General features: G+C 59.2%; 18 protein-coding genes and 2 riboswitches. Of the genes, 8 read left to right on the top strand and 10 right to left on the bottom strand.

Translation table 11 applies throughout. The annotated features are described in order from the left end of the window. Positions 1-119 precede the first annotated feature (119 nt). The 3 genes from MSL71_RS13615 (at position 120) to MSL71_RS13625 (ending at position 2170) form a co-directional block, all read left to right on the top strand. On the top strand, positions 120-479 hold the full coding sequence (locus tag MSL71_RS13615) for a BMC domain-containing protein (RefSeq protein ID WP_246317792.1): 360 nt from the start codon (positions 120-122) through the stop codon (positions 477-479). 106 nt (positions 480-585) lie between these two features. Further along, a complete protein-coding gene (locus tag MSL71_RS13620; protein ID WP_180141195.1) occupies positions 586-1155 on the top strand; it encodes an ANTAR domain-containing response regulator in 570 nt (189 codons plus the stop codon). Between the two features lie 16 nt (positions 1156-1171). Continuing rightward, the gene (locus MSL71_RS13625) at positions 1172-2170 is read left to right on the top strand and encodes a YibE/F family protein (protein ID WP_180141197.1); all 999 of its coding nucleotides are present in this window, start codon (positions 1172-1174) and stop codon (positions 2168-2170) included. Positions 2171-2337: 167 nt separating this feature from the next. Here the strand turns inward: MSL71_RS13625 and MSL71_RS13630 are convergent, their stop codons facing one another. The 10 genes from MSL71_RS13630 to MSL71_RS13675 form a co-directional block, all read right to left on the bottom strand. Further along, positions 2338-4596 carry an LVIVD repeat-containing protein gene (locus MSL71_RS13630; RefSeq protein WP_180141199.1) on the bottom strand — a complete coding sequence of 753 codons (2259 nt, stop codon included), beginning with the start codon at positions 4594-4596 and terminating at the stop codon, positions 2338-2340. Between the two features lie 83 nt (positions 4597-4679). Next, the gene (locus MSL71_RS13635; RefSeq protein ID WP_180141201.1) at positions 4680-5570 is read right to left on the bottom strand and encodes a hypothetical protein; all 891 of its coding nucleotides are present in this window, start codon (positions 5568-5570) and stop codon (positions 4680-4682) included. Between the two features lie 105 nt (positions 5571-5675). Beyond that, a complete protein-coding gene (locus MSL71_RS13640) occupies positions 5676-7250 on the bottom strand; it encodes a TolB family protein (protein WP_180141203.1) in 1575 nt (524 codons plus the stop codon). Next, positions 7213-9078 (bottom strand): OmpP1/FadL family transporter, encoded by a 1866-nt coding sequence (locus MSL71_RS13645; RefSeq protein WP_180141205.1) that lies wholly within the window; start codon positions 9076-9078, stop codon positions 7213-7215. Before MSL71_RS13645 ends, MSL71_RS13640 begins: the two co-directional genes overlap by 38 nt. 63 nt (positions 9079-9141) lie before the next feature. Beyond that, positions 9142-10197 carry a transporter gene (locus MSL71_RS13650; RefSeq protein ID WP_180141207.1) on the bottom strand — a complete coding sequence of 352 codons (1056 nt, stop codon included), beginning with the start codon at positions 10195-10197 and terminating at the stop codon, positions 9142-9144. A 70-nt stretch (positions 10198-10267) separates the two neighbouring features. After that, complete coding sequence (locus MSL71_RS13655; protein WP_180141210.1) at positions 10268-11014, bottom strand: C39 family peptidase; 747 nt, start codon at positions 11012-11014, stop codon at positions 10268-10270. A gap of 169 nt (positions 11015-11183) precedes the next feature. After that, positions 11184-11828 (bottom strand): hypothetical protein, encoded by a 645-nt coding sequence (locus MSL71_RS13660; protein ID WP_180141212.1) that lies wholly within the window; start codon positions 11826-11828, stop codon positions 11184-11186. 199 nt (positions 11829-12027) lie between these two features. Then, positions 12028-13023, bottom strand: a complete 996-nt coding sequence (locus MSL71_RS13665) for a DUF6160 family protein (protein WP_180141214.1) — start codon at positions 13021-13023, stop codon at positions 12028-12030. 21 nt (positions 13024-13044) lie between these two features. Next, positions 13045-13150, bottom strand: a riboswitch (cyclic di-GMP riboswitch). Between the two features lie 86 nt (positions 13151-13236). Continuing rightward, positions 13237-14115, bottom strand: a complete 879-nt coding sequence (locus tag MSL71_RS13670; RefSeq protein ID WP_180141216.1) for a DUF6160 family protein — start codon at positions 14113-14115, stop codon at positions 13237-13239. Positions 14116-14156: 41 nt separating this feature from the next. Continuing rightward, a riboswitch (cyclic di-GMP riboswitch) is annotated at positions 14157-14243 on the bottom strand. Between the two features lie 954 nt (positions 14244-15197). Next, positions 15198-15737 carry a hypothetical protein gene (locus MSL71_RS13675; protein WP_180141218.1) on the bottom strand — a complete coding sequence of 180 codons (540 nt, stop codon included), beginning with the start codon at positions 15735-15737 and terminating at the stop codon, positions 15198-15200. Positions 15738-16354: 617 nt separating this feature from the next. Between MSL71_RS13675 and MSL71_RS13680 the strand changes: the two genes are divergently transcribed. The 5 genes from MSL71_RS13680 to MSL71_RS13700 all read left to right on the top strand — a co-directional run bounded on the left by MSL71_RS13680 (position 16355) and on the right by MSL71_RS13700 (position 25410). Further along, positions 16355-17506: an ABC transporter substrate-binding protein gene (locus tag MSL71_RS13680; protein ID WP_180141220.1), complete on the top strand. Its 1152-nt coding sequence runs from the start codon at positions 16355-16357 to the stop codon at positions 17504-17506. Further along, a complete protein-coding gene (locus MSL71_RS13685) occupies positions 17503-20085 on the top strand; it encodes a PAS domain S-box protein (RefSeq protein ID WP_180141222.1) in 2583 nt (860 codons plus the stop codon). The genes MSL71_RS13680 and MSL71_RS13685 overlap by 4 nt, the downstream gene beginning before the upstream one ends. Positions 20086-20142: 57 nt before the next feature. Then, a complete protein-coding gene (locus MSL71_RS13690) occupies positions 20143-21630 on the top strand; it encodes a sigma-54-dependent transcriptional regulator (RefSeq protein WP_180141224.1) in 1488 nt (495 codons plus the stop codon). Between the two features lie 1101 nt (positions 21631-22731). Further along, the gene (eutH, locus tag MSL71_RS13695) at positions 22732-23934 is read left to right on the top strand and encodes an ethanolamine utilization protein EutH (RefSeq protein ID WP_180141226.1); all 1203 of its coding nucleotides are present in this window, start codon (positions 22732-22734) and stop codon (positions 23932-23934) included. A 114-nt stretch (positions 23935-24048) separates the two neighbouring features. Then, positions 24049-25410, top strand: a complete 1362-nt coding sequence (locus MSL71_RS13700) for an ethanolamine ammonia-lyase subunit EutB (RefSeq protein WP_180141228.1) — start codon at positions 24049-24051, stop codon at positions 25408-25410. The last annotated feature ends 2 nt before the right edge of the window (positions 25411-25412 follow it).

The raw sequence follows: 25412 nt of genomic DNA on the forward strand, positions 1-25412 counted from the left end.
ATCTTCTGCGTTATCAGAGCCTTGAGGTAAACCACTACATCTGCAGCTCTGATGCCTTGAATATGGGTGCACTCGACTCGTGAAATATCCGGGGTAAGGCCAACATTTTTGGAGATGATGTGAAGACAGAGGCAAACGAACACAAACAGCGGGTCATCCAGGAGTATGTGCCGGGTAAGCAGGTGACCCTGGCCCATGTGATCGCAAGCCCCCAGCAGGGGATCTACATGAAACTGGGCCTCGACGACGAGGCCGGGGACGCCATCGGCATCCTCACCATTACCCCGCCGGAAGGGGTGATCATCGCAGCGGACATCGCCACCAAGGCGGCCGCTGTGGAGATCGGCTTTCTGGACCGTTTTGGCGGTTCCCTGGTGCTGGTGGGGGATGTGGCCGGCGTGGAATCGGCCCTTGAAGGGGTGCTGGATTTCTTCGACGGGGTGCTTCGGTACGCCTCTGTTGAGATGACGCGCTCGTGACCGGGCGGTGAGAGCATGAACCCAAAAACAAAAACAGATTCCCCGGAGCCGGTGCGAGTACCGACGGCCCGTGGTGCATGACATAACACAAGGTGTTGAAACAGGCATGAAATACAGAATTGTCATAGTCGATGACGAGCCCTTGATTCGCAAGGGTATCCGGGAAATTCTCGAAGGCGCGGGCTACGATGTGGTGGCCGAAGCCTCCGACGGCCTGGATGCGGTGGTGGTCTGCCACAAGCACAGGCCCGATCTGGTGTTGATGGACATCAACATGCCCCTTCTGGACGGTTTGAAGGCGGCTCGCATGATCCGCTCGGAAAAGACAGCAGGGGGAATCCTCCTGGTGACGGCCAACACCGGCAAGGAGAGCGTGGACCTGGCCAAAGAAGCGGGTGTCATCGGGTACGTGGTGAAACCTGTGAAGGAGGAGGCCCTTCTTCCCATGGTGGAGATCGCCGTGGCCCGGGCTGCCGAGATCGCCGAGCTGGAGGGCGACGTTGAGGAAGCCCGTGGTCAGCTGGAAGCCCGAAAGCTGGTGGACAGGGCCAAGGGCCTGTTGATGAAGACCTTCGATATCAGCGAGGATACGGCCTACAAGAGGCTGCGCAAGCTCAGCATGGACAAGCGCTGTTCCATGAAGGAGATCGCAAAGGTCATTGTCATGAACGCCTGATGTGTTGAGGCGGGCCGTGGGGATACAGATCCTCAACGTGGTGATCGTGGACGGGAAATGGAAGGGTCGGCAGGTGAGGGCGATCAACCACCTCAACGGGCAGCTGGACATGGATGAGATCTATGCGCCGGGGGACCGTATCCTCCTTGCCGTGCAGGCGGTGGATGGAACCATCACCGATGCCAAGGCCATCAACATGTATCGCCAGAACTGGGAGCTGGCCCTCTTCGGTGTCTTTGCCGCGGCCCTGGTGATCTATTCCCGCCTGGTGGGCGTGAAGGCCCTGCTTTCTTTTGTGGGTGCCCTGGGCGTGCTGTGGTGTTTTTACATCCCCAACCTCCTCGATGGTGCCTCGCCTCTCCCCTTGAGCCTCGTGGTCCTGGTGCTTCTCTCCATGGTGATTATCTTTACCGTGTCCGGCATCACCCGTCAGGGAATTTCTGCCTTTTTGGGCACTGTCTGCGGCCTGGGGGTGACCCTGGGGCTGACCCTTTTTTTCGGAGCCCGTCTTCATTTAGGGGGCATGACCACGCCTTTTTCCACCCTGCTTCTGGTCCAGGGCGGTTACGGTCTGAACATGCAGCATATTTTTTATTCCGCGGTGCTGCTGGGGGCCTCGGGCGCGGCCATGGACATTGCCATGGACGTGAGCGTCTCCATGGGGGAGGTCAAATCCAAGCGGCCCGATATCGGGGTGCGTGAGCTCATCGCCTCCGGGTTCAATGTGGGCCGCATGGTCATCGGCACCATGGCAACAACCCTTCTTCTCGCCTATTCAGGGGGCTATCTCACCATGCTCATGGTGTTTGTCTCCCAGGGCACCAGCTTTTCCCGCATCGCCAATATGAAACTGGTGGCCGCCGAGGTCTTCCGGATTTTGATCGGCAGCATCGGCCTGGTCATGGTGGCCCCGGTGACAGCTGTCATCGCCGGGCTGCTCCTCACAGCCGGGGGGGAAGCATGGCAAACCCGTGGATGGCGACAGACAACCACCCGCCTGAGGCGAGGCCAGTAAATCGCAGGTTCCCCTATAGAACGATTTTTTCTGTAACTATTCAGCAAAATGCCTCCGCCGAAATAATTTCGACTTTATCGCACCCTTCTTTTTGTCACTTCCCCCCACATAAAAAAAAAGCCTCCGACTTTGTGTTGCCGGAGGCTTCAGACCAGGTTTGCCAGACGTTACAGGCCGCCTTCGGCGCTGTTGATGAAACAGCTCGATGAGGACGAGGAGGGGCTCTCCATGGGAGGGGCCGGTTCCTGGGGCGTGGTCTGGCTCAGTGCGGTCATCACCAGCCCATTGTACTTTTCGGCAAGGGCCCCGTGGACGGTGCCGTCTTTCACAAAGGCAGAGACCTGCTCAGCACTGCTTTTGGTGGTGTAGGAGGCCAGGGCCTCGGGGGCTTCGGGGTTGTTCAGGTCAAAGGTGAAGAGACCTCCCTCTCCTGCGGCGGCAAAGGCCACCTGGTTTTGGACGGCCAGGTGCTGATAGCTGCCGGTCGCCGGTGGCGGGATCAGGGCGACGGTTCCGGGAATGGCAAGGGGGTTGGTCACATCTTCCACGGCAATGCCCCGGCCCTGGTCGGCGATGAGGGCATAGGTGCGGCCCTCGTGGGCAAAGACCGCAACGGACACCGCGGTGCCGGGGGTGGCCTTTTCCGCAATCACGGCAGGGGCAGCCGGGTTGGTGATGTTCACGATTTTAAGCCCCAGTTCATCGGCAAAGTAGGCATGGGCGCCCAGGGTGGCCACATCCCGGGCGGTTCCCGGGGTAAAGCCTGCGAGGTTTGCGGCCCGGGGCGTGCCGGGAGATGCCGGGTCGGTGATCTCGACAACCACATAGGGTTGTGTGGCGCCGTTGGCCACACAGGTATAGGTTCTGGAGGCCGAGACAAAGGTTGCCACGCCTGTGGCGGTACCGGAGGTGTCTGTGGTGGAGAAGAGGACCGGGGCGGATTTGGTGGAGACGTCCACCAGGGTGAGCCCCTTGGCGCCGTCGGCGATGCAGGCGGTGTTTCCGGTGACGGCCACGTCGTGGGCAGGGCCGTCGTTTTCGTACATCCCCTCAAGGGACAGGTCCGAGGGCTCGGCAGCGTTGAAGATGAAGAGGCCGCTGTCACCGTCCAGAAGATAGACATGCCCGCCATGGTACCACACCGCATCCCCGCTCACCGGGGAGGTGACGGTCTGGATGTGTGCCGGGGCAGAAGGGGTGGCCACATCGATCTTCTGCAGGCCGTTTTCTGCTGCGGCCATGAAGGCGTCGTCGCCGATGAGGTCCACGCTGTAAGAGCCTCGGGTGTCGGCATCGTAGGCTCCGATAATGGGGTAATCCAGCACCACGCCGTCTACCGGAGGGGTCGAAAAGTCGATGACCTGAAGGCCCTTGTCTCCGTCGGCGAGAAATCCGGTGACATCTGCCACCACGATTCCTGTTGCATCCCCCGGGCTGAGGCTTCGCCCGGTGTTGACGATGGGGCTGGCTCCCAGGGCGGCGCCGGGAAGCAGGACCCTGAGTTTGGAGGCCACGGAATATTCGGCGTAGGCGTCCATGGCCGTGACGTAGGCGTAGAGGTTTCCGTCCGGTGCCTCGGTGGCAAAGAGCCCCGTGACCAGGGCGATGGATCCGTACAGGAGATTGCTTCGCATGTCCTTGGACACCGGGTCGGCAACCACCTTGGGATCGGTGACGTCAAACACCCGCAGGCCGTGATAATAGTCGAGGACCAGGGCGAAGGTCTTTCCGTCGAAGCGGCATGCCGTGGCGTTGGTATAGCCGCCGGTGGTTTTGTAGGTGCCGTTGATGTCGGGTTGCTTGTACCCGGAGATGCGGTCTGCGGTCTGGGTTGTCAGGGGCTCTTCCACGGGATTTTCCGGGTCGGCGACGTTGATGACCCGCAGGCCGAAGTTCATGTCCGCAAGGAAAACAAATCCGTCATGATACCCCAGGCCCCTGGCGTCGATCTGCGGCACGGCCTGGGTCTGGGTTTCTGAAATGAGCCGTGAGCCCGGGTTTCCCGGGGCCTGGCTCAAGCTGCCCTTGAGGACCGGCGCTGGGGTGGAGGGCGTTCCGCTGAGTCCCGATAGGTCGTAGATGAGCAGGCCGCTTTGTCCTGCTGCCACGTAAAGGGTCTCCGAGCCGGGGGAGGGGTTCACGTGGATGTCGTGGATAACGGTGCTGGTCTCCACGCGCATGGCGCTCACCGCTGCCATGGTGTCGCTTTGGAGGATGGAGACGGTGTCCCCCACGGACCAGACGATAAGGGGCTGGGCATAGTTCACATGGGCCCCCGAGGTCACGGCATTGGGGGACGGGTTTAAAAAGGAGGCCACCGGGGTGTAGGGCCATCGGGCCACGGCGCTCAGGGTTGCGGAGGCCAGGGCCTGGGTGGTGGCGGTGCAGAGGAGGAGCAGGGCAAATGTGCAGTGCTTGAGGTTCATGATGCGATCCACCGTGAAGGAGCGGGTTCTGGGTTCTCGGCCCGGAGGCCGACGGGTTGTATGACACATGGGACCGGCCATGGTCAGAAGGCAACAGCGGCGGAAACCCCAAGGGCCTCCTCGTCGCCGAGCCGTGATTCAACGGTCAGGGAAATTGCCCCGGGAAGCTGCACCGAGGCGCCGACGACAAACCCGACGTTTTTTGACCAGGTGATGTCGTCTTCGTAGTCGATATACCCGTGGGGGTACCAGTAGCTCTGGATGGTTTTGTTGATGTAGCGCTCGTTGCCCGTGATACTGGAGATCCGTGCTCCGGCATAAGGATGAATGCCCCAGAGTTCGGCGGCGAGCACCACGGCAAGCTGAATCTCATCCAGGGTGGCGGAGTAAAAGGTGCCGTTGTCGCTTAAGCTGTCGTCTTCGAAGTCAAACCTCCGGTAGGTGATGTCCATGCCGAGGGTAAAGGGCACGTCCTCACGAAAGGTTCCCTTGTGCAGGAGCACCGTGGTGCCGACGCCGAAGTAGAGATCCGACGACGACTCGAAATCGCTGCTGGTTTCAAAGCCGAAGTTGACGGTGGTGTCTGTGTGGTGGAAGGTGAGCTCGGTGTCGCAGGTGCCGGTAAGGGCGTAGAGGGTCCAGGCGTCGGACATCACCGCACCGATGCGCAGGCCCATGCAGGTGAAGGTACTGTCCGAGGAGCGGATCTGCTCATAGTGTCTTACCTCTTCGGTGGACGACCTGGGATCGTCCCATCGAACCCTTCGCTGCTGGTCGTCCAGGGTGTTGTCCTGGGCGTCGTACTCCACCGCCACAAACAGGGTCCGGGTGTCCGGATCCGTAAAAAGCCTGCCGTTCCACAGGGCAGGGTCTCCGATGTTTCCCACAGGTGCGCACCGTCCTGTGGCTGCGTGCAGCAACAGCAGCAGCATGGCGACGGTGAAGAGTGCTCGTGTGTGCCGAATGTCCATCATATATCCACGTTAGCCTTTCATTCTCAGCTTTGTCCGCTATCCTCAGCCCTCAGCCCTCAGCCCTCAGCCCTCAGCCCTCAGCCCTCAGCCCTCAGCCCTTAGCCCTTAGCCCTCAGTCTTTAGCCTTTCAGCCCTTTCTATCTCCACCTCAAGCCGGAAAAATTCGGCCTCGGGTTCCCTTTTCAGGGCGATGCCGTGGAGCCTGGTGTCGGATCCGAAGACGATGGGGATGGCCTTGAGAAAACCCGCGTACCGGTTGTCGGTGAGGGTGCCGTTGACGCAGATGCCCCACTGGTCGTCCACAAGGACCTTGTAGGCCAGGGTGGTGCCGTCGGGGCTGAAGCAGGGGGGGCCGATGTCGTCAAAGGGGAGCTGCTCTTTGCCGTCGACCACCATGACCCGGCGGTCGCCCAGGGTGGCCGTATAAGCAACGGATGAGGAGTCCGGGCTGAAGGTCGGTCGGCTCACCTCGTCGTACGGGGTGCCCCTGGTGCCGTCCAGCACCATGAACCACCGGTTGTTCTTCATGGCCCTGTAGGCAAGGTGTCTGCCGTCGGGACTGAAGACGGGCATGCCCACAGAGTCGTATTTTTTCCCTTTTTTGCCGTTGACCACCACAACGGGTTTGTTCTTTTTGATGCCCACGTAAGCAAGACCGGTTGAGTCGGCACTGGTGACGGTGGGGCCGAGCTGGTCAAATTTGGGGCCTGTTTTGCCGTCGGTGATCACCATCCATTTTTTCCCCTTTTGGGCAGAGTAAAAGAGGCGGGCCGAGTCGGGGGTAAAGAGCGGGGCGCTTACCGTCCGGTATGGTTCGTGCTCTTTCTTGTCTTCAACAATGAGGAGCATGTTGTCCGCCTGGGCCACACACGACAGGCGGCTGGAGTTCGGGCTCCAGGTGATGGCGCTGATGTTTTCGTAGGCCTTGCCCTCGGTGCCGTCGCAGACAAGGATCCATTTTCCTTCCTTTCTGGCCGCAAAGGCAAAACGCCGTGAATCCGGGCTGAAGGCAGGCTCCTTGACCCCTTCGTACGGGCCGTATTTTTTATCCCCCACCACGGCAAACCACGCCTTGTTGTTGGCGGCCAGGATGGCTGTTTTTTGAGAATCGGGGCTGAACAGGGGCATGCCGCTAACAAAATCGAAGCGCTCCCCGATGTTGCCGTTGACCATGGCTGCCTGCTTTTTTCCCTCCTGAATTCTGCAGGCCCAGGAGAGGCCGTCCGGGCTGAAGATGAGATCCGAAACCCCGTCAAGGGCGGGACCTTTTTTGCCGTCCACCACGGTGCGGGCTTTGTCGCCTTCATAAACGATATAGGCCACGCGGTCTGTGTAGGGGCTGAAGATGGGGGTGCCCTTGGCCACGGCCTTGACGTCGGGGCCCTTGATGCCGTCCACATAGACCGCCATGGTGTCGTTGACCCGGGTGGCGTAGGCCAGGTGATCGGCGTCGGGCAGGTTGACCCGGATGCCGAAGATTTTGGCATTGGCCGGGATTTTTCCTAAAGAGACGGGGGTCTCTTTCAGCCTGACCTCCGGACGCTGCGCATGGGAAGCCTTGTCTTCCGTGCCCAGGGCGATGTGCGCGCCAGGCAGGCTCAGGATAAGGCTCAGCGCAACGGCCCGTAACCCTGAGCGGCTGTCAGTGAATATCATGGGACGGTATTTCCACTTCTTCATGCGTCTCCTTTTTATCTTTTTTGAAGGGGTTGAGTTTGCCAACCAGGTGCTTGACGGTCTCCAGCTGGTGGTGGAGGAGTTCCATCTGGACCTCCAGGGGCATCTCGATGGAGAACCCGGCCATGTAGATGGCCGCCTCCTGCTCATAGTGGAGGCCCGCATAGTGGTTGCCTATTTTGGTGAAATCCGTTGAGTTGAGGTTGGTGCTCTCGTTGTTGGCCAGCTTGAGTTCGTCGGAGAGGAGCAGGCCCAGGGTGAGATTCAGCTTGATCCCCTTGTCGAGTTTCAAGCCCACGCCTGCACCGTACAGGGTGGCGTCCGGGAGAAAGTAGAGGGCGTCCATCTGGTCCTGGTTCAGGGAGGTGGGGCGCCGTTCGTAGCCCAGGCGGAAGGCGAGGTTGTCGGTGGCCTGGTATTCAATGGCGGCGCTCCAGTGCCAGGTGTCCTTCATGTCCCGTTCCACCACGTAGTCGTTGTCGCCGTGGGCGTAACCCAGGAGCTTGGCGATTCGTAAGATCTGGATTCGCTGGTCAAAGGTAAAGCGGTCCTCCTCCACCACGGACCAGTTGGCCCAGTGGAGGTCCGCCAGGATTTTCAGGCGGTCAAAGGGTTTGACCATGATGCCGGTCTGGACCCGCATGGGCAGGGTCTGGGTGGCGGTAACCGTGCCCGTTTGGGTCTCCACCGGGATGAAGGGAAGATCCAGCATGCCCGCGCTTTGCATGGTCATTTCGGTTTTTCCGTTCCACTCCACATGGCGCTGGAATTGGTCGCTGTAGGTCCATGTGTACTCCCCGGTGAGCTCGGCCACGGACTCGCTCTGGTAACAGATACCGAAGGAGAACCAATCCTTGGGACGCCAGAGGAGCCCCAGGTTGAACGAAGGGACGAAATCGTCCCGCAGCTCGTCGAGCTGCAGGCTCAGGACGTGCTCATAGGGGCCCAGGCCGCCCCCGAGCCAGGGCGGTGGAAGGGTCTGTTCCGAGACCACGGGGATCTCCAGGTCCTTGGTGGCGTCGCCGATGACGCGGGTCATGGCCACCAGCTCGTTGGGGGTCCTGAGGTCCACCTCAACACCCATGGCCCGCTGGGCAAACCCCACGGAGACCCCCACGGACAGGGTGTCCGAAAGTCTGAGAGAGGCGGCCGGGGCAGCATAGACCAGGTGCTGGGTGTAGACACTCTTGGCACTGTACCGGTAGGGGTCGTCTTCGTCTCCGTGGACAAAACCAGCCCCGTAGGGGACGTAGTTGGCAATGCCGAAGGTTAAGGGGCTGTTTTTTTTCCGAGAGGCGATGCCGAGGTTGGGGCTGGGCATGACCGGGACCTCCACGGGGCCTACAAAGGGGATGTACATCTGGTTGGCGGAGTTGGTGCCCTCGGTGCCGTCCAGGGGATCGGGACCGGCGTGGTCGCTGTTGGGGTCCGTCTCCTTGGAGTAGGTATCCGGCCATTTTTCGGGGTCCGGTCCCCACTGGCCGCTCATGAGCCCGGGCCAGTCGGGGTCGGCGTTGAACCGACCGGTACGTTCGATACGGGCCAGCACCAGGCTGTTGCCGAAGGTCTTGCCTTCGGGGAGCAGGGACAGCCCGGCAGGGTTGTAGTGGATGGACATGATGCCCGGGGGATCGGCGGTGACGGTGTTGGCCAGGGAGAGGGCCAGGGCGTCGGTGGCCACCTGTTCGTTGAACGCGGCGCGGGACAAGGGAGGGGAGCCCCAGAGAACCAGCAGGGCACAGGCCATCCATGCGGCGCATCGCCAAGCATGGTCCGGCCTGGAGTCCGTTCTGGGTGAGGGGCGTTTTTTGCTGTGACGGAACACGTCCATTATTCCTCCGCGCCTGTAGGAGATGCCTTGCATGGAAGCACATCCGACCCGGGACGATCCGGGCTAAAGTTCGAACTCAAAGGGAACTCGCACCAAAACGGAAAAATCAGGGTCGTTGTTGGTCAGGCCGAAATTGAGTTTGACGTTGACCGATCGCCTGGGAGACAAATTCCATCCGGTGCCGACGCTGAAGGTGGACGACATGGTGGCCTCGGACCGGGTGTCGTCGATGCCCACCCAGTCGTAATGTGTTTTCATGGAGTAGCTGTACTGGTAGCTCAAGTTCAGGGAGACCTTGTAGGAGAGGGAATAGCCGATGCCCATGCTCAGGGAGTAGGTGTCGCCGGGCTGGACTTCGCTTAAGTAGATTCCGGCCTCGCCCTGGGTGCCGGTTTTGTAGTTAAGGCCCGTGATGTCGAAGCCGTGCTGGTAGAGAATGCTACCAAAGGCCACCAGGGGGTCGATGGGCTTGCTCAGGCTCAACCCGGCAGAGACCGCGTATCCCCCCGAACCCGTGGAGATCTCCGTGGTGCTGTCGATTTTGTAGGGGCTTCTGCCCGTGGGGACGATGAGGGAGGCGCTGAGGATCTTGGAGGTGGTGCCGCCCCCGGCTTTCACCGGTTGCCACTGGGCGCTGAAGGAGACATCCCCCAGGTCGGTGACGTCCTTGGCGTCCGACCCGCTCGAACTGTTTTTTTTGTACACAAAGGGAACGTTCATGCTCAGGGTGATGTTGTCCTTGTGGGGGTATTCCACGAGGACGGCGTTTGTGATGCTGTGCATGGCGTTGTGCTCGACCTTTGAGGCCTCGACGATGGCGTCGTACGTGTAACCGGTGTAACGGAAGCTGTACTCCAGCCCCAGGGCTCCCTCCCGCATGAGGGTGTAGGCCCTGCCAGCGGCGGAGAGGACGTCCTCCGTGGACCCTTTTTTTTCTTCTTCCGTGCTTTGCAGCTCCTTTCGGACGTCGTTTTCTTTTTCCATCTGTGAGAGCCTCTCTTCGAGGAGCTGGAGCTTTTCCTTGAGTTGCTGCACCTCCTGCGACTCCTCGCACAGGGCAACGGAAGAGAAGAGAACCGCGAAAATCAGAAAGGGGAGTATGTGTAGGCGCCTCGTCAATAGAATCTCCTTGGTCTGTGGCAACAGTGGCGGACCCTCGGACAGGACCCCGCAATAGCAAAAATGGGCGTTACGGCTTGTAGCGCTGCGACGGCCCGACATAAAAATCCGTTTCAAGTTCTTTGGGGATATCAAAGGGGGGTTCCAGATCGAAGACGAGGCTCCGCTGCATGTCCTGATCGATGAATCGCATGTCTTCATCTTTCAGCCGCAGGCCGGAGGCCACGCACCCTTTGTCCGGGAAGATTTTAAAAAGAATGCTCTTGTACCACATCTTTTCAAACTGGCTGATGGTGTAGCTGCCGTTGCCGCGCCAGGGGTCTGCCACGATGACGTGGTCTTTGTGTACCCCTTTCAAAACGACAAAATGGCGGTAGCCGAAGAGCTCCAGGGGCACGATGCAGGGCCAGTTTTCAGCGTCTTTGATGTCTTCGAGTTCGGCGTTGAACCCGCCGGACTCATAACCCAGTGCCCCGACGAACTGCTGCATGTCCCAGAGGGAAAAGGCCCTGAGCCGCTTGATCTGTTCGATGTCTCCGAATTTCATGAGACCGTTGATGATCTGGGTTTCCGTGAGGTTTTCCCCCAGGCAATGGTTGAGGAGGGTGCCCAGGGAGGCGGACCCGCAGCTGTAATCGTGCTGCTGCTTGACGATGTTTTTGAAAAGGTCTTCGGAGAGGGGGGAGACCTCCTGGCGCACCCTGAATTGGTGCTCGTTTCCCACGGCAAGGTTGAGCTCACCTTGAGGGAGGTCCTTTTGGGGATGGAACCCGGCAAAAAAGCAGATGCAGAGGATGATACCCAGGGCAGCGTGCATGAAACCATTCCTTTGTGTGATGCGGTGAAACCCGTCTTATCGTGTGTGGTCGCGCGATCCGATTTTCGTGAGCGGGCGCGTTGTTTTTGAAACCAAGTTACCCGGTAGCGGTGGCATGAACCGTCAGGCGTTCTTTTTTCCCTTTGGCCCTTCGCCTTGGGCCTTTTATTTATGGCTTGTCCCACCACTGACCCGGCGTCAGGGACTGCTCGTCGAATCCGGCCACCACCTGGACGCCCTGCTGGGGGCCTTCCATGTTGATGATGAAGAAGAGCCCCATGTCTTTGTCTGCGTATCCGTCGGAGTTGAAGGCAAAGGTGGTGGACGGAACCGGGTCCCCTGGGGTGGCGGGCTCGGTCACCGGGGCCCGGGTGAGGTCGGCAGCCTCCCAGCTTCCGCCGGTGAGGGCGGTGTTGTAGGTCCCGGAGTAACTGTTGAAGGTGGCTGTCAGGTCTCCCTGGAGCCGGTTGCTCCCGATGACCACGCGTTGAAGTTCGTTGGTGGTGCCGTTGAAATCAGCCATGAACATGAGGCCGTCGATATCCATGTCATCGTTTACGGAGTTTCCTATGGAAACCTCTGACCATTGCTGGTCCCAGGCAGTGACGCCGTTTTTTTCATAGTAACCGGCGGAAAAGGCATTGACCGTGGTGTAGGTCTCCATGTGGATATCGAGGAACATCCGCGCGGTGTTGTTGTCCATGACGAACTGGGTAAATCCCTGCTGGGCCGTGGTCTCTTTCATCTCCGAAGGGGCAAGGGGTTTCAGCTTGGCCGGGGACGGGGCTGCAGCACAGAAAAACCAAAGGAGCACAAAGGCCGCCGCACGCCACCTGGCAGCTCGTCTGCCTGCTGGAAAAACGCCCGCCAAGGCTATGTGAAGAGTCTGTGTCAGCATGGGTGATCCCGTGAGCCTGTGTTTGTTATTGCCCTTCACCACTGTTTTTTTATTTCGTCCTATTCCCTATTCCCTATTCCCTATTCCCTATTCTCTATTCCCTATTCCCTATGACCTACGGTACCCCCAACCCCCGTCCCGGGATTTCAATGGTGAGTTTGTGGGCCTTGATGTTGTCCAGGGCCAGGGCCCCGAAATCATTGCCACCGAATGCCATGCTTTCTATGCGCAACGATCCCTCCATGGGCATGTTGATGGCGATGAACCCGCTTCCCAGTCGCGGGTTGGGGATGGGGTCTCCGTTGGCGTCGTCGGCCCAGGAGGCGGTGGTGTCCGTTGCCACGTCGATGGTGAACGGATTGCCTGAGGTGATGTCTCCCAGGACGAATTCGCCGTCAGCCTGCCAGGTGGACGGGTCGCCGGGAGTGTCGGTGGGGTTGTCCGTAAAGGAGCCGGCCAGGGTGATTCCGGAGAGGGCCAGTTCGTCGCCTGGGCCGGTGCCGTAAGAGAATCGGTCCATGGTGATGGTGGCCCCAATTTCCATATCCACCCCGCAGTCGTGGGCGCCGAGGTAGAGATGAAAGGAGGGCATGGAGAGGTTGTCGACGGCTGCTGAACCGATGTCGTTGCCGCAGACAAGGATGGACTCGACGGTAAGGTCTTTGTGGTAATCGATATCTTCCCCCGCCAGGTAGATCAGGGGCGTCCCGTTGATGGGGCTGTTTGCGTCGGAGACGGTGAACATGTCCAGGGTGATGCAGCCCATGGAATTGTCGCCGTTCACATCCGAGGTTCCCACATCAATGGTGGTCAGGGATTCGATGTTTTGGAATTCCATGGTGCCGGAAGGGTTGCCGGGATCGGTGAGACGGAAGGCGTCGGTGTGGTGGTAGATGACCACATCATCCATGGCGATGCTGATTCCCGCCTGGGCGGTGGCCCTTTTCATCTGCTCGTCGGAGAGGGCATGCAGCCCCAGGGCGGTGCAAGGCAGGGCAAAAAGTACGGCCAGGAGCGTGAAGAAGCCATGGCTTTTGCGGGCAAGGCTTCCCGCCATGCCGGATAAACAACGGCGCGGGGATGTGCCGGTTGGTACCAGGGGCTTTGTCATGGGCATGATATCCTCAGACACTGTGGCAACCCGACCATCCGCCCCACTCATTGCTCAGGTGGTTTCACCGCTTGCGGACTCGTTGGCTTTCCGTCCCCGGATTGCTCCGGGTTTGGCTTTGTCTGGCTCGGTGCGTGAAAAACGAGCCCCTTTCAGGTGAAAGGGGCCCGCGTCAAGCGTCATACGATGCGAAACGTGAGATGAGTCAGGCCCTTAGTGAGCAGCGATCTCAACGGTTCCGCCGAGGATAGCCATAACGGACTTGCCCTTGGAGATGTGGATGAACTTGGCGCCGTCATTGTGGGCGCCGGAGGCTGCGATGCCTACGTCGTAGGAATCAGCCGTGGTGCAGATTTCAACGGTGGGGAGGCCGATGACAACACCGGCGACCTGGGTGCCTGCGTAAGCAATGGCTGCGGTGTTTCCGCCGCCTGCGGCAAAGGTTGCGACAGAGGCATCGTAATTGGTGACGCCGGGTGATACTTCGGCAGCAGCCCAGGTATCGTAGTCATCAGCACCACCGCCAGTGACATAGGCGGTGTAGTCAGTCTGTACAGCAGCAGCAATGTCGGCGGTGGATGCGGTCACGGCAGCATCCTGATCAGCCACGGCAATGCCGGAGGCGTTGAACATCATGCCGGCGGAGAGCACCTGGGTGCGGGAGGCCACGTCAATGTTCAGGGGACGGATGTCGCCCTGGTCAATGCCGATGGCGCCGATGGCGTCACCGTTGTTGAGAAGGGAAGCCGAACCGTAAGACCTGGCAAGCTTGCCGCCGCGATCGGTGTCGTCCAAAATGGCGTAGATGGTGGTTACTTTCTCTTTGTTGCCGATAACAACTGAAGCCGCAGCGCCTTCAGCCACGCCGCCCTTGCCGCTGGCCGCGTCCATGTCGTAGTAGCCGTCGGTATCGGTGTAGGTGGTGGTTCCCACGGACTGATACAGCACGATGTTGTCAAGGGCGATGCTTACGCCCGCCTGACCGGTGGCGTCCTTGAGGCTGTCGGTGGACATGGGGGAGAGGGCAGAGGCCGTCATGGGGGCGATGGTGATGGCAGCACCAACGATGAGGGAAAGAACTGATTTCTTCATCTACAATTACCTCCAAAATAAATAAGTGAATAGATGGTGCCAGAGGCGGCCCGACGATCCGCACTTTTCAGGAATGCGGACTCGTGGCTTTCCGTCGCCGGATTGCTCCGGGTTTGGCTTTTTCGGTGGCTGTGGTGTGGTATGCCTGGGTACAACCTGTTATGAAACGTCAAAACACGAAAGTGTTTAAAACCAGCGTTGGAGACGGTATTGCGTATCAATTGCAGGGGAAGTCATACCCACAAGAAAACGTGGGGCAATGGAAAACAAGTTCACATCGTGGGGGTGTTTTGGTAACGCGGCCGTCACATGCACCTCATTGGTTTGGAATGCTTGAAAACGGCATGATGCGGGGCTGTTGCCGATCACATCATGGGGTGAACTCTGTTTTATTATTAGAACGTCGATAGAGTTTGTATGATTTGTTTTTCATATGCCATGCATGATATTTCGTGTCAAATTTTATTTTGGAATGGGGACAGGGTAGTTTCTTTAACTCGCTGAAAGTAAAGTGAAAAATAATTTTAGAACGGTGGAAGCGTTGTTTTGTCCACTATTCTGGATAGTTGGGCGTTTGTTTGGCCCGCCCCAGAAATGTTCAGACTTGTGTTTCTCTGTTTTAAGATATTGAAAGTAAATGAAATATACTTATTGCTTTCCGGGTTCGCTGGCGAGGGCGGTGGGGGCATCTGGGGCGTTTTTGTATGGGTGTAAAATAAAATTAAGTCAATTTTGTACGTATGGTAAACCCTTTGGCAAGAAAGTGAGTAAGTCAAAACGTGTCACGTTGTGCTTTGCGTTTTAGCCCGCATGGTTAACGAGCCGAGAGCATCCATATTCAAGGCGTCAGAGCTGCAGATCTTGATGTTGACCTCAACGCTCTGATAACGCGACAGAAGACAGGTGTGTCCGGCTCACCCTTCGGGCGAGCCGGGTTAAAGAGCAGCAACCGGAAGGGAAAGGGGAGGGCCTGCGGCTGAAAGCCGTGGAAGGGTTTTCTGAAATGACGCGGCGTACCCTGATGGGGGCAGCTGCTTTTTCTGTGGGTGCGGGCTGGAAAAATGGGTGCGCGGAAAGACCCGTCAGCGAGCCGCCACTTCCATGGTGCCTGTTTGGAGGGCCATGAGGGAGGTGTCCCGCGTGACGGTCAGGAAATCCTTGTCGTCATCCTCGTCATCGGAGCGGAACATGACGGTGTAGGATGTCCTGGGTGCGATGATGACCAGGCGGGGAATGTCCATGGTCACAAGGGGGATTCGATGGGTGGACGTCGATGCATTGAAGGTGCCCATGCGGTCGAACAGGGAAGGGGAACCGTCAGGGGCCGGGCTGAGCATGCGGTAGGCCCACCCCATGACGCCGAGTTCGCCGGTCTCTTCGCCGTTGGCAAAGGCCTCATCTTCTCCGTAGGTGGTTGCGGATAGGCTGTAATCCCACGTGTCGAAGAGATCGTAATAGGCCTGCAGCAACGTGTCTGCGCTGTTTTCCGCCGAGGGCGTGAGGGCCCTGCCGGTGGCTGCCTTGAGCGCGTCTGCGGACATGGGGGTGAAGGCCATGGTGCCAAGGGGCCAGAGGGTGACTGCAATAACAACGACACATGATCGAAGGGATCTCTTCAGCATGTAAGTCTCCCCGAAACAAATAGAAGGTAATGGGTGCACTCGACCCGTGACTTATCCGGGCTTCGGACAGGGTGTTTCATTCTTCAATTCTAAAAAAATCGGTGTTACTGGCTGGACGTGTTGGACAGGTAAGTATGGGTCATATTGACGTATACCCTACATATCCCATGTGGCAGGGTGTATGTCAAATTGAATTGCCTGCTGAATCAGTGGGTTCGTTGCGTTGGGGTGCGGCTCGGAACCCCGTCTGACGGGCACCTTCCTTTTACTTTGTTTCAAATTACTGAGGTTTTTTCGGTCTCTCCGTGGTGAGAAATTTGGGCCGGATGTTCTTCGATGCTGGCGGAATGTTCACAAATAGTGGATAGTGGTTCGTTCAAAGGGAACATTTTTAGTGCCGGTGTGGTGAGATAACTGCCCTAATGGAAGCGGTTTGGTGAATCGTGGCGGTTCGGCAGGTTTTTTGCTGTGACTCAGGCCAGGCGTTCGTGCTGCCGGGCCTGAGACCGCGGCAACCAGGCCGACCCGGGAGCCGCTCAAGACACGTTCGATACAGGGCAATCCCGGGGTATGGCGTTATCGGAGTGGACACATCGGGGCAACGGGGAATGGATGGTATGAATCTGAAGAGGTGTGTGGCAGCGGTGGGAGCCGTTTTGTGCCTTGTGATGTGTTGCGGCTCGGCGTTCGCCGGTCGGGATGGTGTGGAGCCCCCGGAGCAGATGACCCTGCGGCTTCTTATCTGGGACGGGTACGCCCCCAAGACGGTTCGGGACACCTTTGTGAGGCATGTCCGGGAAACTTACGGGGTGGATCTTGCCTTTTCCATCACATATGCCTCAAACCCCGATGATTTTTTTGATGCCCTGCGAAACGACAAAGTGGACCTGATCTCCCCCGCCCACAACCTGCCCAAGGATTTTCGGTACAACCTCACCACCAACGGCCTGACCCTGCCCATCCGGTTGGAAAATATCCCCAATTACACACATCTCGTCCCGGAACTCTACCGCCAGCCCTGGGCCATGGAAGGGGGCGAGGTGTATGCGGTGCCCGTTGTGCAGGGGCCTTACGCCCTGGCGTACAACACAGCCCTGGTGCGGGAAGAGCCCACCAGCTGGCAGGTGTTCTGGGATCCTTCCTGGAAACGAAAATTCATGGTCCACAAGGATTACTACGAGCTGAACGTCTATATTTCCGCTTTGGCCCTGGGCCACCGCAGCCCGGACATTTTCCGTTTTGATGCCATCAAGGGAAGGCCGCTGGAGGAGAAGATCGACTACCTTGCCGCCGAGTCCGCCTCGTTCTGGCAAGGGTTTGACAAACCTGAAAACTATCGGGGCCTGGCCCTCTCCACCACCTGGCGGTGCATGTTCCCGACGGCGGACGGCGCCTTTGACGGATGGCGCATTGCGGTTCCCCAAGAGGGCACACCCTGGTGGGTGGATGCCATGCTCGTCAGCCACACCTTGAAAGAGAAGCCCCTGTTGCGCCGCATTGCCGAAGCGTGGATCAATTACCTGCTCACCGATGAGGTGCAGACCCGGTCCATTGCCATGGAACTGGGGACCTATCCCGTGACCCGCAAAGGGCTTTCAGACTATGTGGCCTCTCTGCCGGACACGGCCTCCGGGGACACCTTGAGGCTCTTGCTGAAGAAGAGGATTCCCTGGCAGATCCTGGAGATCCGGGATCGCAACGCCTTTAAATTTTTATGGAGCGAGGCCATGAAGACAAGACCGTCCGAACGGGCCGGGGAGGGGCGATGAGACCGTTATACAGCGAGTCGGGCAAGCAGACTTCCCTGAGGTCCGATTTTATCTATGCGTTTTTCATGGTCTTAGGGGTTACCTGCATCATCGTGACCATCATCGACTGCTACATGGTCTATGTGCGGAACACCCGCATGCTGGAAAAAAACGCGGGAAGCACCATGGAGAGGGCGGTGAAGACCCTTGCGCAACCCCTCTGGCATTACGACGTGGATTTTATCCGGACCTTTGCCGATATCCTTGCCAACGACCGCAGCCTGGTCCACCTGGAGGTCTTTGACGAGCAGGGCAAGACCCTGGTGGTAAAAGACCGCACGGGAGACGCCCCGGCCACGGCGCGTATCCGCTGGGAGCTTGATCGCACGGTGAGTTACAACGGCAAGGGCATCGGCCGGGTGGTCATGACCTTTACCAACAGCGATGTGTGGCGGCTCACCCAGCAGATGATTTTTTCCGATCTTGCCATCATGTTTTCGGCCCTCTTTGCGGTGCTGGGCACCACGTGGATTCTCCTGAACCGACAGATCTTAAAGCCCTTGGGTGTAATGGAGAAAGCCTTTCACCGGATCTCTGCAGGGGATTATTCCAGGCGGGTGCGATTGAGGAAAAACAACGAGCTCTCGGTTATCGCCCATGAGTTCAACACCATGGTGGAGCAGGTGGCCCTGCGGGACAGCAGGATCCGGGAAAGCGAGACCAATTACCGGAACCTGGTGGAGGGGACAACGGATATCATTTTTCGAACTAATTTGGATGGTTGTCTGGTTTATATGAACCAGAACTTTGAGAAATGGACCGGCTTTCATGTGACCGACTTCCTGGGCGTACCCTTTTTCGAACTTCTGGCCTCGGGATACGGGTCGGATGACTTTGAGCAGCTGAAGCAGGGCGCCTTTGAGGGCAGGACCAACCTGCATGAGATCCAGCTGATCAAGGCAGACGGCTCCCTTATTCATATGGAGCTCAACATCACCATTCAGAAGGATTTCGACGGCAGCTCCATGGGGGCCATGGGCATTGCCCGGGACATCACCCGGCGAAAGCACTCGGAAGACGAGTTGCGGAAATACGAGCAGATGGTGGCCGCCTCCAGCGACTGCATGTGGCTGGTGGACAGGGCTCTTTCCATGCAGGCGGTGAACAAGGCCTACCTGCTTGCCACGCGTCGGGATCGCTACGAGCTCATCAACCGGCCCGTGGCAGAGGTGCTGGGTGAGCCCCTCTTTGCAGAGCACGTAAAACCCTATCTTGAGGCGTGCCTTTTGGGAAAGAACGTCCGGCACAGGGCCTGGGTAGGGTTTCCGAAGCGGGGGCTTCGTTTTGTGGATTTTACCTTCTACCCCAGCTTCGATGCGGCGGGAGCCGTGAGCGGGGTGGTGGTCAACGAGCGGGACCTTACCGAACAGAAGACCCTTGAGACCAAGCTTCAGCAATCCCAGAAGATGGAGGCCATCGGCACCCTGGCAGGGGGCATTGCCCATGATTTTAACAATATCTTAGGGGGGATTATCGGGTACGCCGAGATGATCGAGATGTTTGACGTGGAGGGCAACGACCGGGTGGCCGTGCGCATCGAGCACATCCTCAAAGGAGCGTACCGGGCCCGGGAGCTCGTGGACCAGATCCTCACCTTCAGCCGTCACGGCGAGCAGGAGAAGAGCCAGCTCTCCCTGTCCCCCATCGTCAAGGAGAGCCTGAAGTTTTTGAGGGCATCCATTCCGTCCACCATCCGTATCTGCGAGAAGATCGACTGCCCCGACGACGCCGTGGTTGCCAACGCCACCCAGGTGCATCAGGTGCTGATGAACCTGTGCACCAACGCATCCTACGCCATGCATGAGAGGGGCGGGACACTGACCGTCTCGTTGTGCAACGTGGACGTGGACTCGGATCAGGCCTGGGGCCTCTCCGGGGTGCTCCCAGGGCCCCATGTGCAGCTCTCGGTTGCGGACACTGGGCCTGGCATTGAACCCGAGGTGATCGATCGGATTTTCGACCCGTTTTTTACCACCAAGCAGACCGGGGACGGCACGGGCATGGGCCTTGCCGTGGTGCACGGTATCGTCAAGCATTTCAACGGGGCCGTCACGGTGACTTCTGTGCCTGGAGAGGGGGCCGCCTTTCACGTGTTGATCCCCGCCTGCCCTGATGCCGGAGAAACCGTGACGGAGGAAGCTCGCGTGACGATGTCCCGGGGGCGTGGGAAGATCCTTTTTGTGGATGACGAAGAGGAGCTGGTGAGCTTCAGCTCGGAGATCCTCTCCCATCTGGGATACGACGTGGCGGCAGAGACCTCCAGCATCCGGGCCCGCAGGCGGTTCATGCAGGATCCTGACGCCTTTGACCTGGTCATTACGGATCAGACCATGCCCGAGATGACGGGGTTCGATCTTGCCCTGGAGGTGATGGCCGTGAGGCCTGAACTGCCTGTGGTGCTCTGCACGGGATTCAGTTCATCCCGGCTGGAGGAGGAGGCCCGGGCCGCGGGCATACGATGTTTTATGAAAAAGCCCATCGGGGCGCGACAGCTGGCCGATCTGGTCTCCCGGGTGCTGCGCCGCGAGCCGGTGGCATGATGGATCAGGTCTCCGGGCAGGAGGCGAAGTGGGAACCGGATACCGGAGGAGTAAGAGATGTCCAACGTATTGATCATTGATGATGACCAGCAGATGTGCACCATGCTGTGCGACCTTGTCCACCATATGGACCACGAAGCGGCCTACGCCCAGACCCTGGCCGAGGGGCTGCGACTGGCCCTTTCCGGCGGGTTTGACGTGGTCTTCCTGGACGTGCGCATGCCAGACGGCAACGGCCTTGAGGCCATGAAAGAGATTCTGGAGATCGATTTCCCGCCGGAGATCATCGTCATGACGGGCATGGGCGACTCCGACGGTGCGGAGAGGGCCATCCGAAACGGGGCCTGGGACTACATCCAGAAGCCCCTGTCCCCCAAAAAGATCATCCAGCCCCTGGATCGGGTGCTCCAGTACCGGGACAACATCCGCACCGCGGCCCGGCCCGCCAGGACCCTCAAGCGGGCGGGGATCGTCGGAAACAGCCACCAGGTCCAGGAGTGCCTGGACACCGTGGCCAAGGCGTCCCAGAGCCTCTCCAACGTGCTGATCACCGGGGAGACCGGCACGGGCAAGGAGCTGTTTGCCCGGGCCATCCACGCCAACAGCGGACGTTCCCGGCATCGGTTTGTGGTGGTGGACTGCGCGGCCCTGCCCGAAACCCTGGTGGAGAGCGCCCTGTTCGGCCATGAGAAGGGCTCTTTTACCGGGGCGGACAAGGCCGCCGAAGGGCTGGTGGGCCTTGCCAACGGAGGCACCCTGTTTCTGGACGAGGTGGGGGAGATGAACCTTAACCTTCAGAAAGCCTTTTTGCGGGTGCTCCAGGAGCGGCGCTATCGTCCCGTGGGGAGCAAAAAGGAGGTGGAGAGCGATTTCAGGCTGGTGGCTGCCACCAACCGGAAGCTTTCGGACATGGTGAGGCAGGGCCTGTTTCGGGAAGACCTGCTCTATCGCCTCAACGCCGTCTCCCTGACCCTTCCCCCTTTGCGGGAGCGCCTCGAAGATTTGCCGGGCCTGGTGAAGCAGCTCAGCGCCAAAGTGTACGGCGCCCTGGGCATCAAGCCCAAGGGGGTCTCCCAGGATTTTATCGCCGCCCTTGGCAGCTACCACTGGCCGGGCAACGTGCGTGAACTGGTGAACACCCTGGAGTCCTCCATCAGCGACGCCTACTACGAGCCCGAGCTTTTCTCCAAGCACCTGCCCGAACAGATCCGCATCACCATGGCCCGGTCGTCGGTGGCTGAAACCTTCGGAGACCCTGGTGAGGAAAAAGAGGTTGTCTCCGTTGCCGCCCCGGCAGACCTGCCATCGGAGCCAAAGCCTGCTGCGGACGCCGAGGTCGTTTCGGACCTTCCGTTGCCCACTTACAAGGCATACCGTGAGTCGGTCCTTAACAAGGCAGAGAAAACATACCTCCAGGAACTCATGAAAGTCACCCGTGGCTCCATCAAAGATGCCTGCGCCATCTCCGGCCTCGGCCGCACCCGTCTTTATACCCTCCTTAAAAAGCACAGCGTGGACCGCATGGGGTGGGGCGTGAACGCGTAAAACGGTGTCTATGGTTAAAGTCGGGAGCAAAAGCAAGCCTCCGGCGGCGAGGTGAGCCACCTCGAAAGCATATTGCCATTGCGCTTTGCCCTTCGTTCCTCAGGGCAAAGCGCAATGGCCTTCGGATCGGGCTACGCCCGACATAAACGCTGCGGGTTGACTTACAAGTTTCGAAGTCACGGGATACGTTGTTACCACTTGTCCATTATCGTTGTAGGCGCAATGCCTCCGGCGGCACGGTGTGCTACCTTTGTCTCGCTCCCAGGCTCTGCCTGGGAGTGTGATTAGCAAGGCTCCGCCTTGCCGGTATGCAAAATCATTCCGTGGGTGGCGTTCGTCACAGGGCCGGGGGTATCGATGGTGGAGGCAGAGCCTCCGAGGGGCATTCCCAGGCAGAGCCAGGGAACGAAAGATAACGGTATCCCGGTAAGGGTTCGGTATTCCACACGGGCGAAGCCCGTCAGGGAATGTGATGAGCCTGAGGAATTCACCTACGCCCGTGTCTGTGCGTCACCACTCAACCAACGTCACCGGGCTACGGCGCGACAACGAAAGGCGAAAGAGCATTCCCGATCCTGGGGTCAAGGGGCTGTAGCCCTTGCCGCCGGAGGCTTATTTTCCCCCTATGACTTAAACCGTTTCCTTTCTCCCTTTCCCCTGTACAAGCGTTCATAAAAAGTGAATACATCCGTGTCCCTGCCGGACGGACAACGCGGCGGTATCTCATCAGTATTTCTTCTTTGAGTTTAATCTCCTGTAATTCTACTTAAAAAGTCATTTTCTTCGGGTTGGTATGCATTTTGATTGAGGAAGGGGTGTACCTGCAACGGGATGGATGCGTTGCGGGGACCTCAGGCATGGGTGGCGATCGTGTGCAGGGAAGGGGCACCTTCCGCTCGGCGTGACAGGCAAAGGGGCCGGTCGCACCGGGCCGTGCATGCACCGGGCCCGGAACGATACCGGGGAGCCGCTTAAAGCATGGAGGGAGCCGGGCACAAAGATTTTCCGACCACGGGATGGGAACCGCACCCTCGGTCGTTTTACCCCGGCCCTGACCAACCGTCATGATGAAGTGACACCACAGATCAGGAGAATTGCCTTATGGGAAGCATCGGTACGATTATCATTTACATTATCATGGGGTGTGCCGTCTTAGGCGCCTTTGCCTACATCAGGGACGATGAGAGCGGCCTGGGCCGGGAGTTCATCGAGGGCCTCAACAGCATCGGCCCCATCTTTGTTCCCGTGGCCGGGATCATGGCGGCCACGCCGTACATTTCTGCTTTTGTAAAAACCGTTTTCGGGCCTCTTTTTTCCGCCATCGGAGCGGACCCGGCCATTGCCGCCACCACCTTTATTGCCGTGGACATGGGCGGGTACCAGTTGGCCGAGGTCCTGGCCCAGACCAAGGAGAGCTGGATCATGGCCATGGTGGTGGGCTACATGTCCGGGGCCACCATCGTCTTTTCAATCCCCGTGGGGCTGACCATGCTGGAGAAGAAAGACCACAAGTACATGGCCCTGGGGGTGATGTCCGGGATCCTGAGCATCCCCGTGGGCGTTTTTGTGAGCAGCGCCATCCTCTCGGTCACGGATCTTGCCGTGCGAGGGGTGATCTCGGCCAACGCCGAGTCCGTTTACGTTCTCTCTTTAAGCTTCGGCACCATTTTTGCCAACCTGCTGCCCCTGACCATCTTCTGCGTGGCCCTTGCCGTGGGCCTGAAACTCGCTCCCAAGGCCATGATCAAGGGGTTTCTCGTCTTTGGCCGGGCCATGGGCATCGGCCTGACCCTGGTGCTGGTCTTCTCCGTGGTGGAGTACTTCACCGGCATCTTCTCCACGGTTCTGGGTGGCTGGGGATTTGATCCCATTATCGCCGACGAGGCCGATCAGTTCCGGGCCCTTGAGATCGCCGGTTACATCGGCATCATGCTCTGCGGCGCCTTTCCCATGGTTTACCTTATCAAACACTATCTGGCCGGGCCCATGGAGGCCGTGGGCGGAAAGCTCGGGCTGAAGAGCGAAGGGGCCGCAGGCATCCTGGCCGCCGCCGCCAACATCCTGGCCATGTTCCGTCTCATCGCCGACATGCGGGCCAAGGACAAGGTCCTGTGCATCGCCTTTTCCGTGTGTGCGGCCTTTATGTTCGGTGATCACCTCGCCTTTACCGCCAACTTCCAGCCCAACATGATCCTGCCCGTCATGAGCGGCAAGCTGGCGGGGGGCATTGCAGGCTTCTGCCTGGCCTACATTCTTTCGGTTCCCGCTGCCGTGAAGATCGAGCAGGAGCAGGGGGACGAGTAAAAGCGCGCCTCCGGCGGCAAGGGGGCGCCTTGAAATTCTGGGCGAGTGCTTTGATGACGTGGGTATGAAGGCGTTATCAAGGCATTTGCCATAATCAAGTAAGGAGATACACACGTGAATCTGAGAAGCAAGATCGGCGATAAGGTGTTTGCCTTTCAATCGGTCCGCGATGTCCTGGCCAAGGCCAACAACGAGAAATCCGGCGACGCCCTGGCCGGTATCGCGGCGGAGTCCGCTACGGAGCGTGTTGCGGCCAAGCTTTGCCTGGCCAACCTGCAGCTCAAGGATATCTATGAGAACCCGGTCATCCCCTACGATGATGACGAGGTGACCCGGGTGATCTACGACGACCTGAACACCACCATCTACGAGAGCATCAAGAACTGGACCGTGGCCGAGCTGCGGGAAACCATTCTCAAGAGCCGCCGCCAGGGGGACCTGCTGAACATCAGCCGGGGCCTCACCAGCGAGATGATTGCCGCCGCGGCCAAGCTCATGTCCACCATGGACCTTGTGTACGCCAGCAAGAAGATCAAGGTGTCGGCCCACTGCAACACCACCATCGGCCTGCCCGGGACCCTGTCGTTCCGGTGCCAGCCCAACCACCCCACGGACTCCATCGAAGGGATTCTGGCGTCCTTGAAAGAGGGGCTCTCCTTCGGTTCCGGGGATGCCTGCTTCGGGGTGAACCCGGTGGAAGACAACGTGGAAGGGTACTCGCGGGTGATGCGGGCCATCACTGATTTCAGGGACCTCTACGAGGTGCCCACACAGTGTGTTGTCCTGGCCCACATCACCACCCAGATGCAGGCCATGGAAAAGGGCGTGCCCGTGGACCTTCTGTTTCAGAGTATCGCAGGGTCCCAGACCGCCAACGACGCCTTCGGCATCTCCGCCGCCATGCTGGGCGAGGCCCGTGAGTTGGCCCTGCACAAAGCCCCTTCCACCGGTCCCAACGTGATGTATTTCGAGACCGGCCAGGGCTCGGAGATCTCCCTGGACTGCCATCACGGCGTGGACGAGATGACCCTGGAGGCCCGCACCTACGGCCTGGCAAGGCGCTATGCCCCCTTCATGCTCAACAACGTCTCCGGGTTTATCGGTCCTGAGACCATCTACACGGGCAAAGAGGTGCTTCGGGCCGACCTGGAGGACCTCTTCATGGGCAAGATGCACGGCCTGCCCATGGGCATCGCCCCCTGCTACACCAACCACATGAAGGCGGACCAGGACGACCAGGAGATCGGCACCATGCTCTGCGCCATGGCCGGGTCCAACTTTTTCATGGGGGTCCCGGGGGGAGACGACTGCATGCTCAACTACCAGGACACCAGTTATTATGACGACGCATCGGCCCGGGAGATTCTGGGCCTCAGGCCGGTTCCCGAGTTCGAAGCCTGGCTTGAGAAGATGGGTATCATGGAAGACGGCTGCCTCACCGACGCTGCCGGCGACGCGTCAATCTTTGACAAATAGCA

It is taken from the genome of Desulfoluna butyratoxydans (assembly GCF_900699765.1).
In the GTDB taxonomy this organism is placed as follows: Bacteria; Desulfobacterota; Desulfobacteria; order Desulfobacterales; family Desulfolunaceae; genus Desulfoluna; species Desulfoluna butyratoxydans.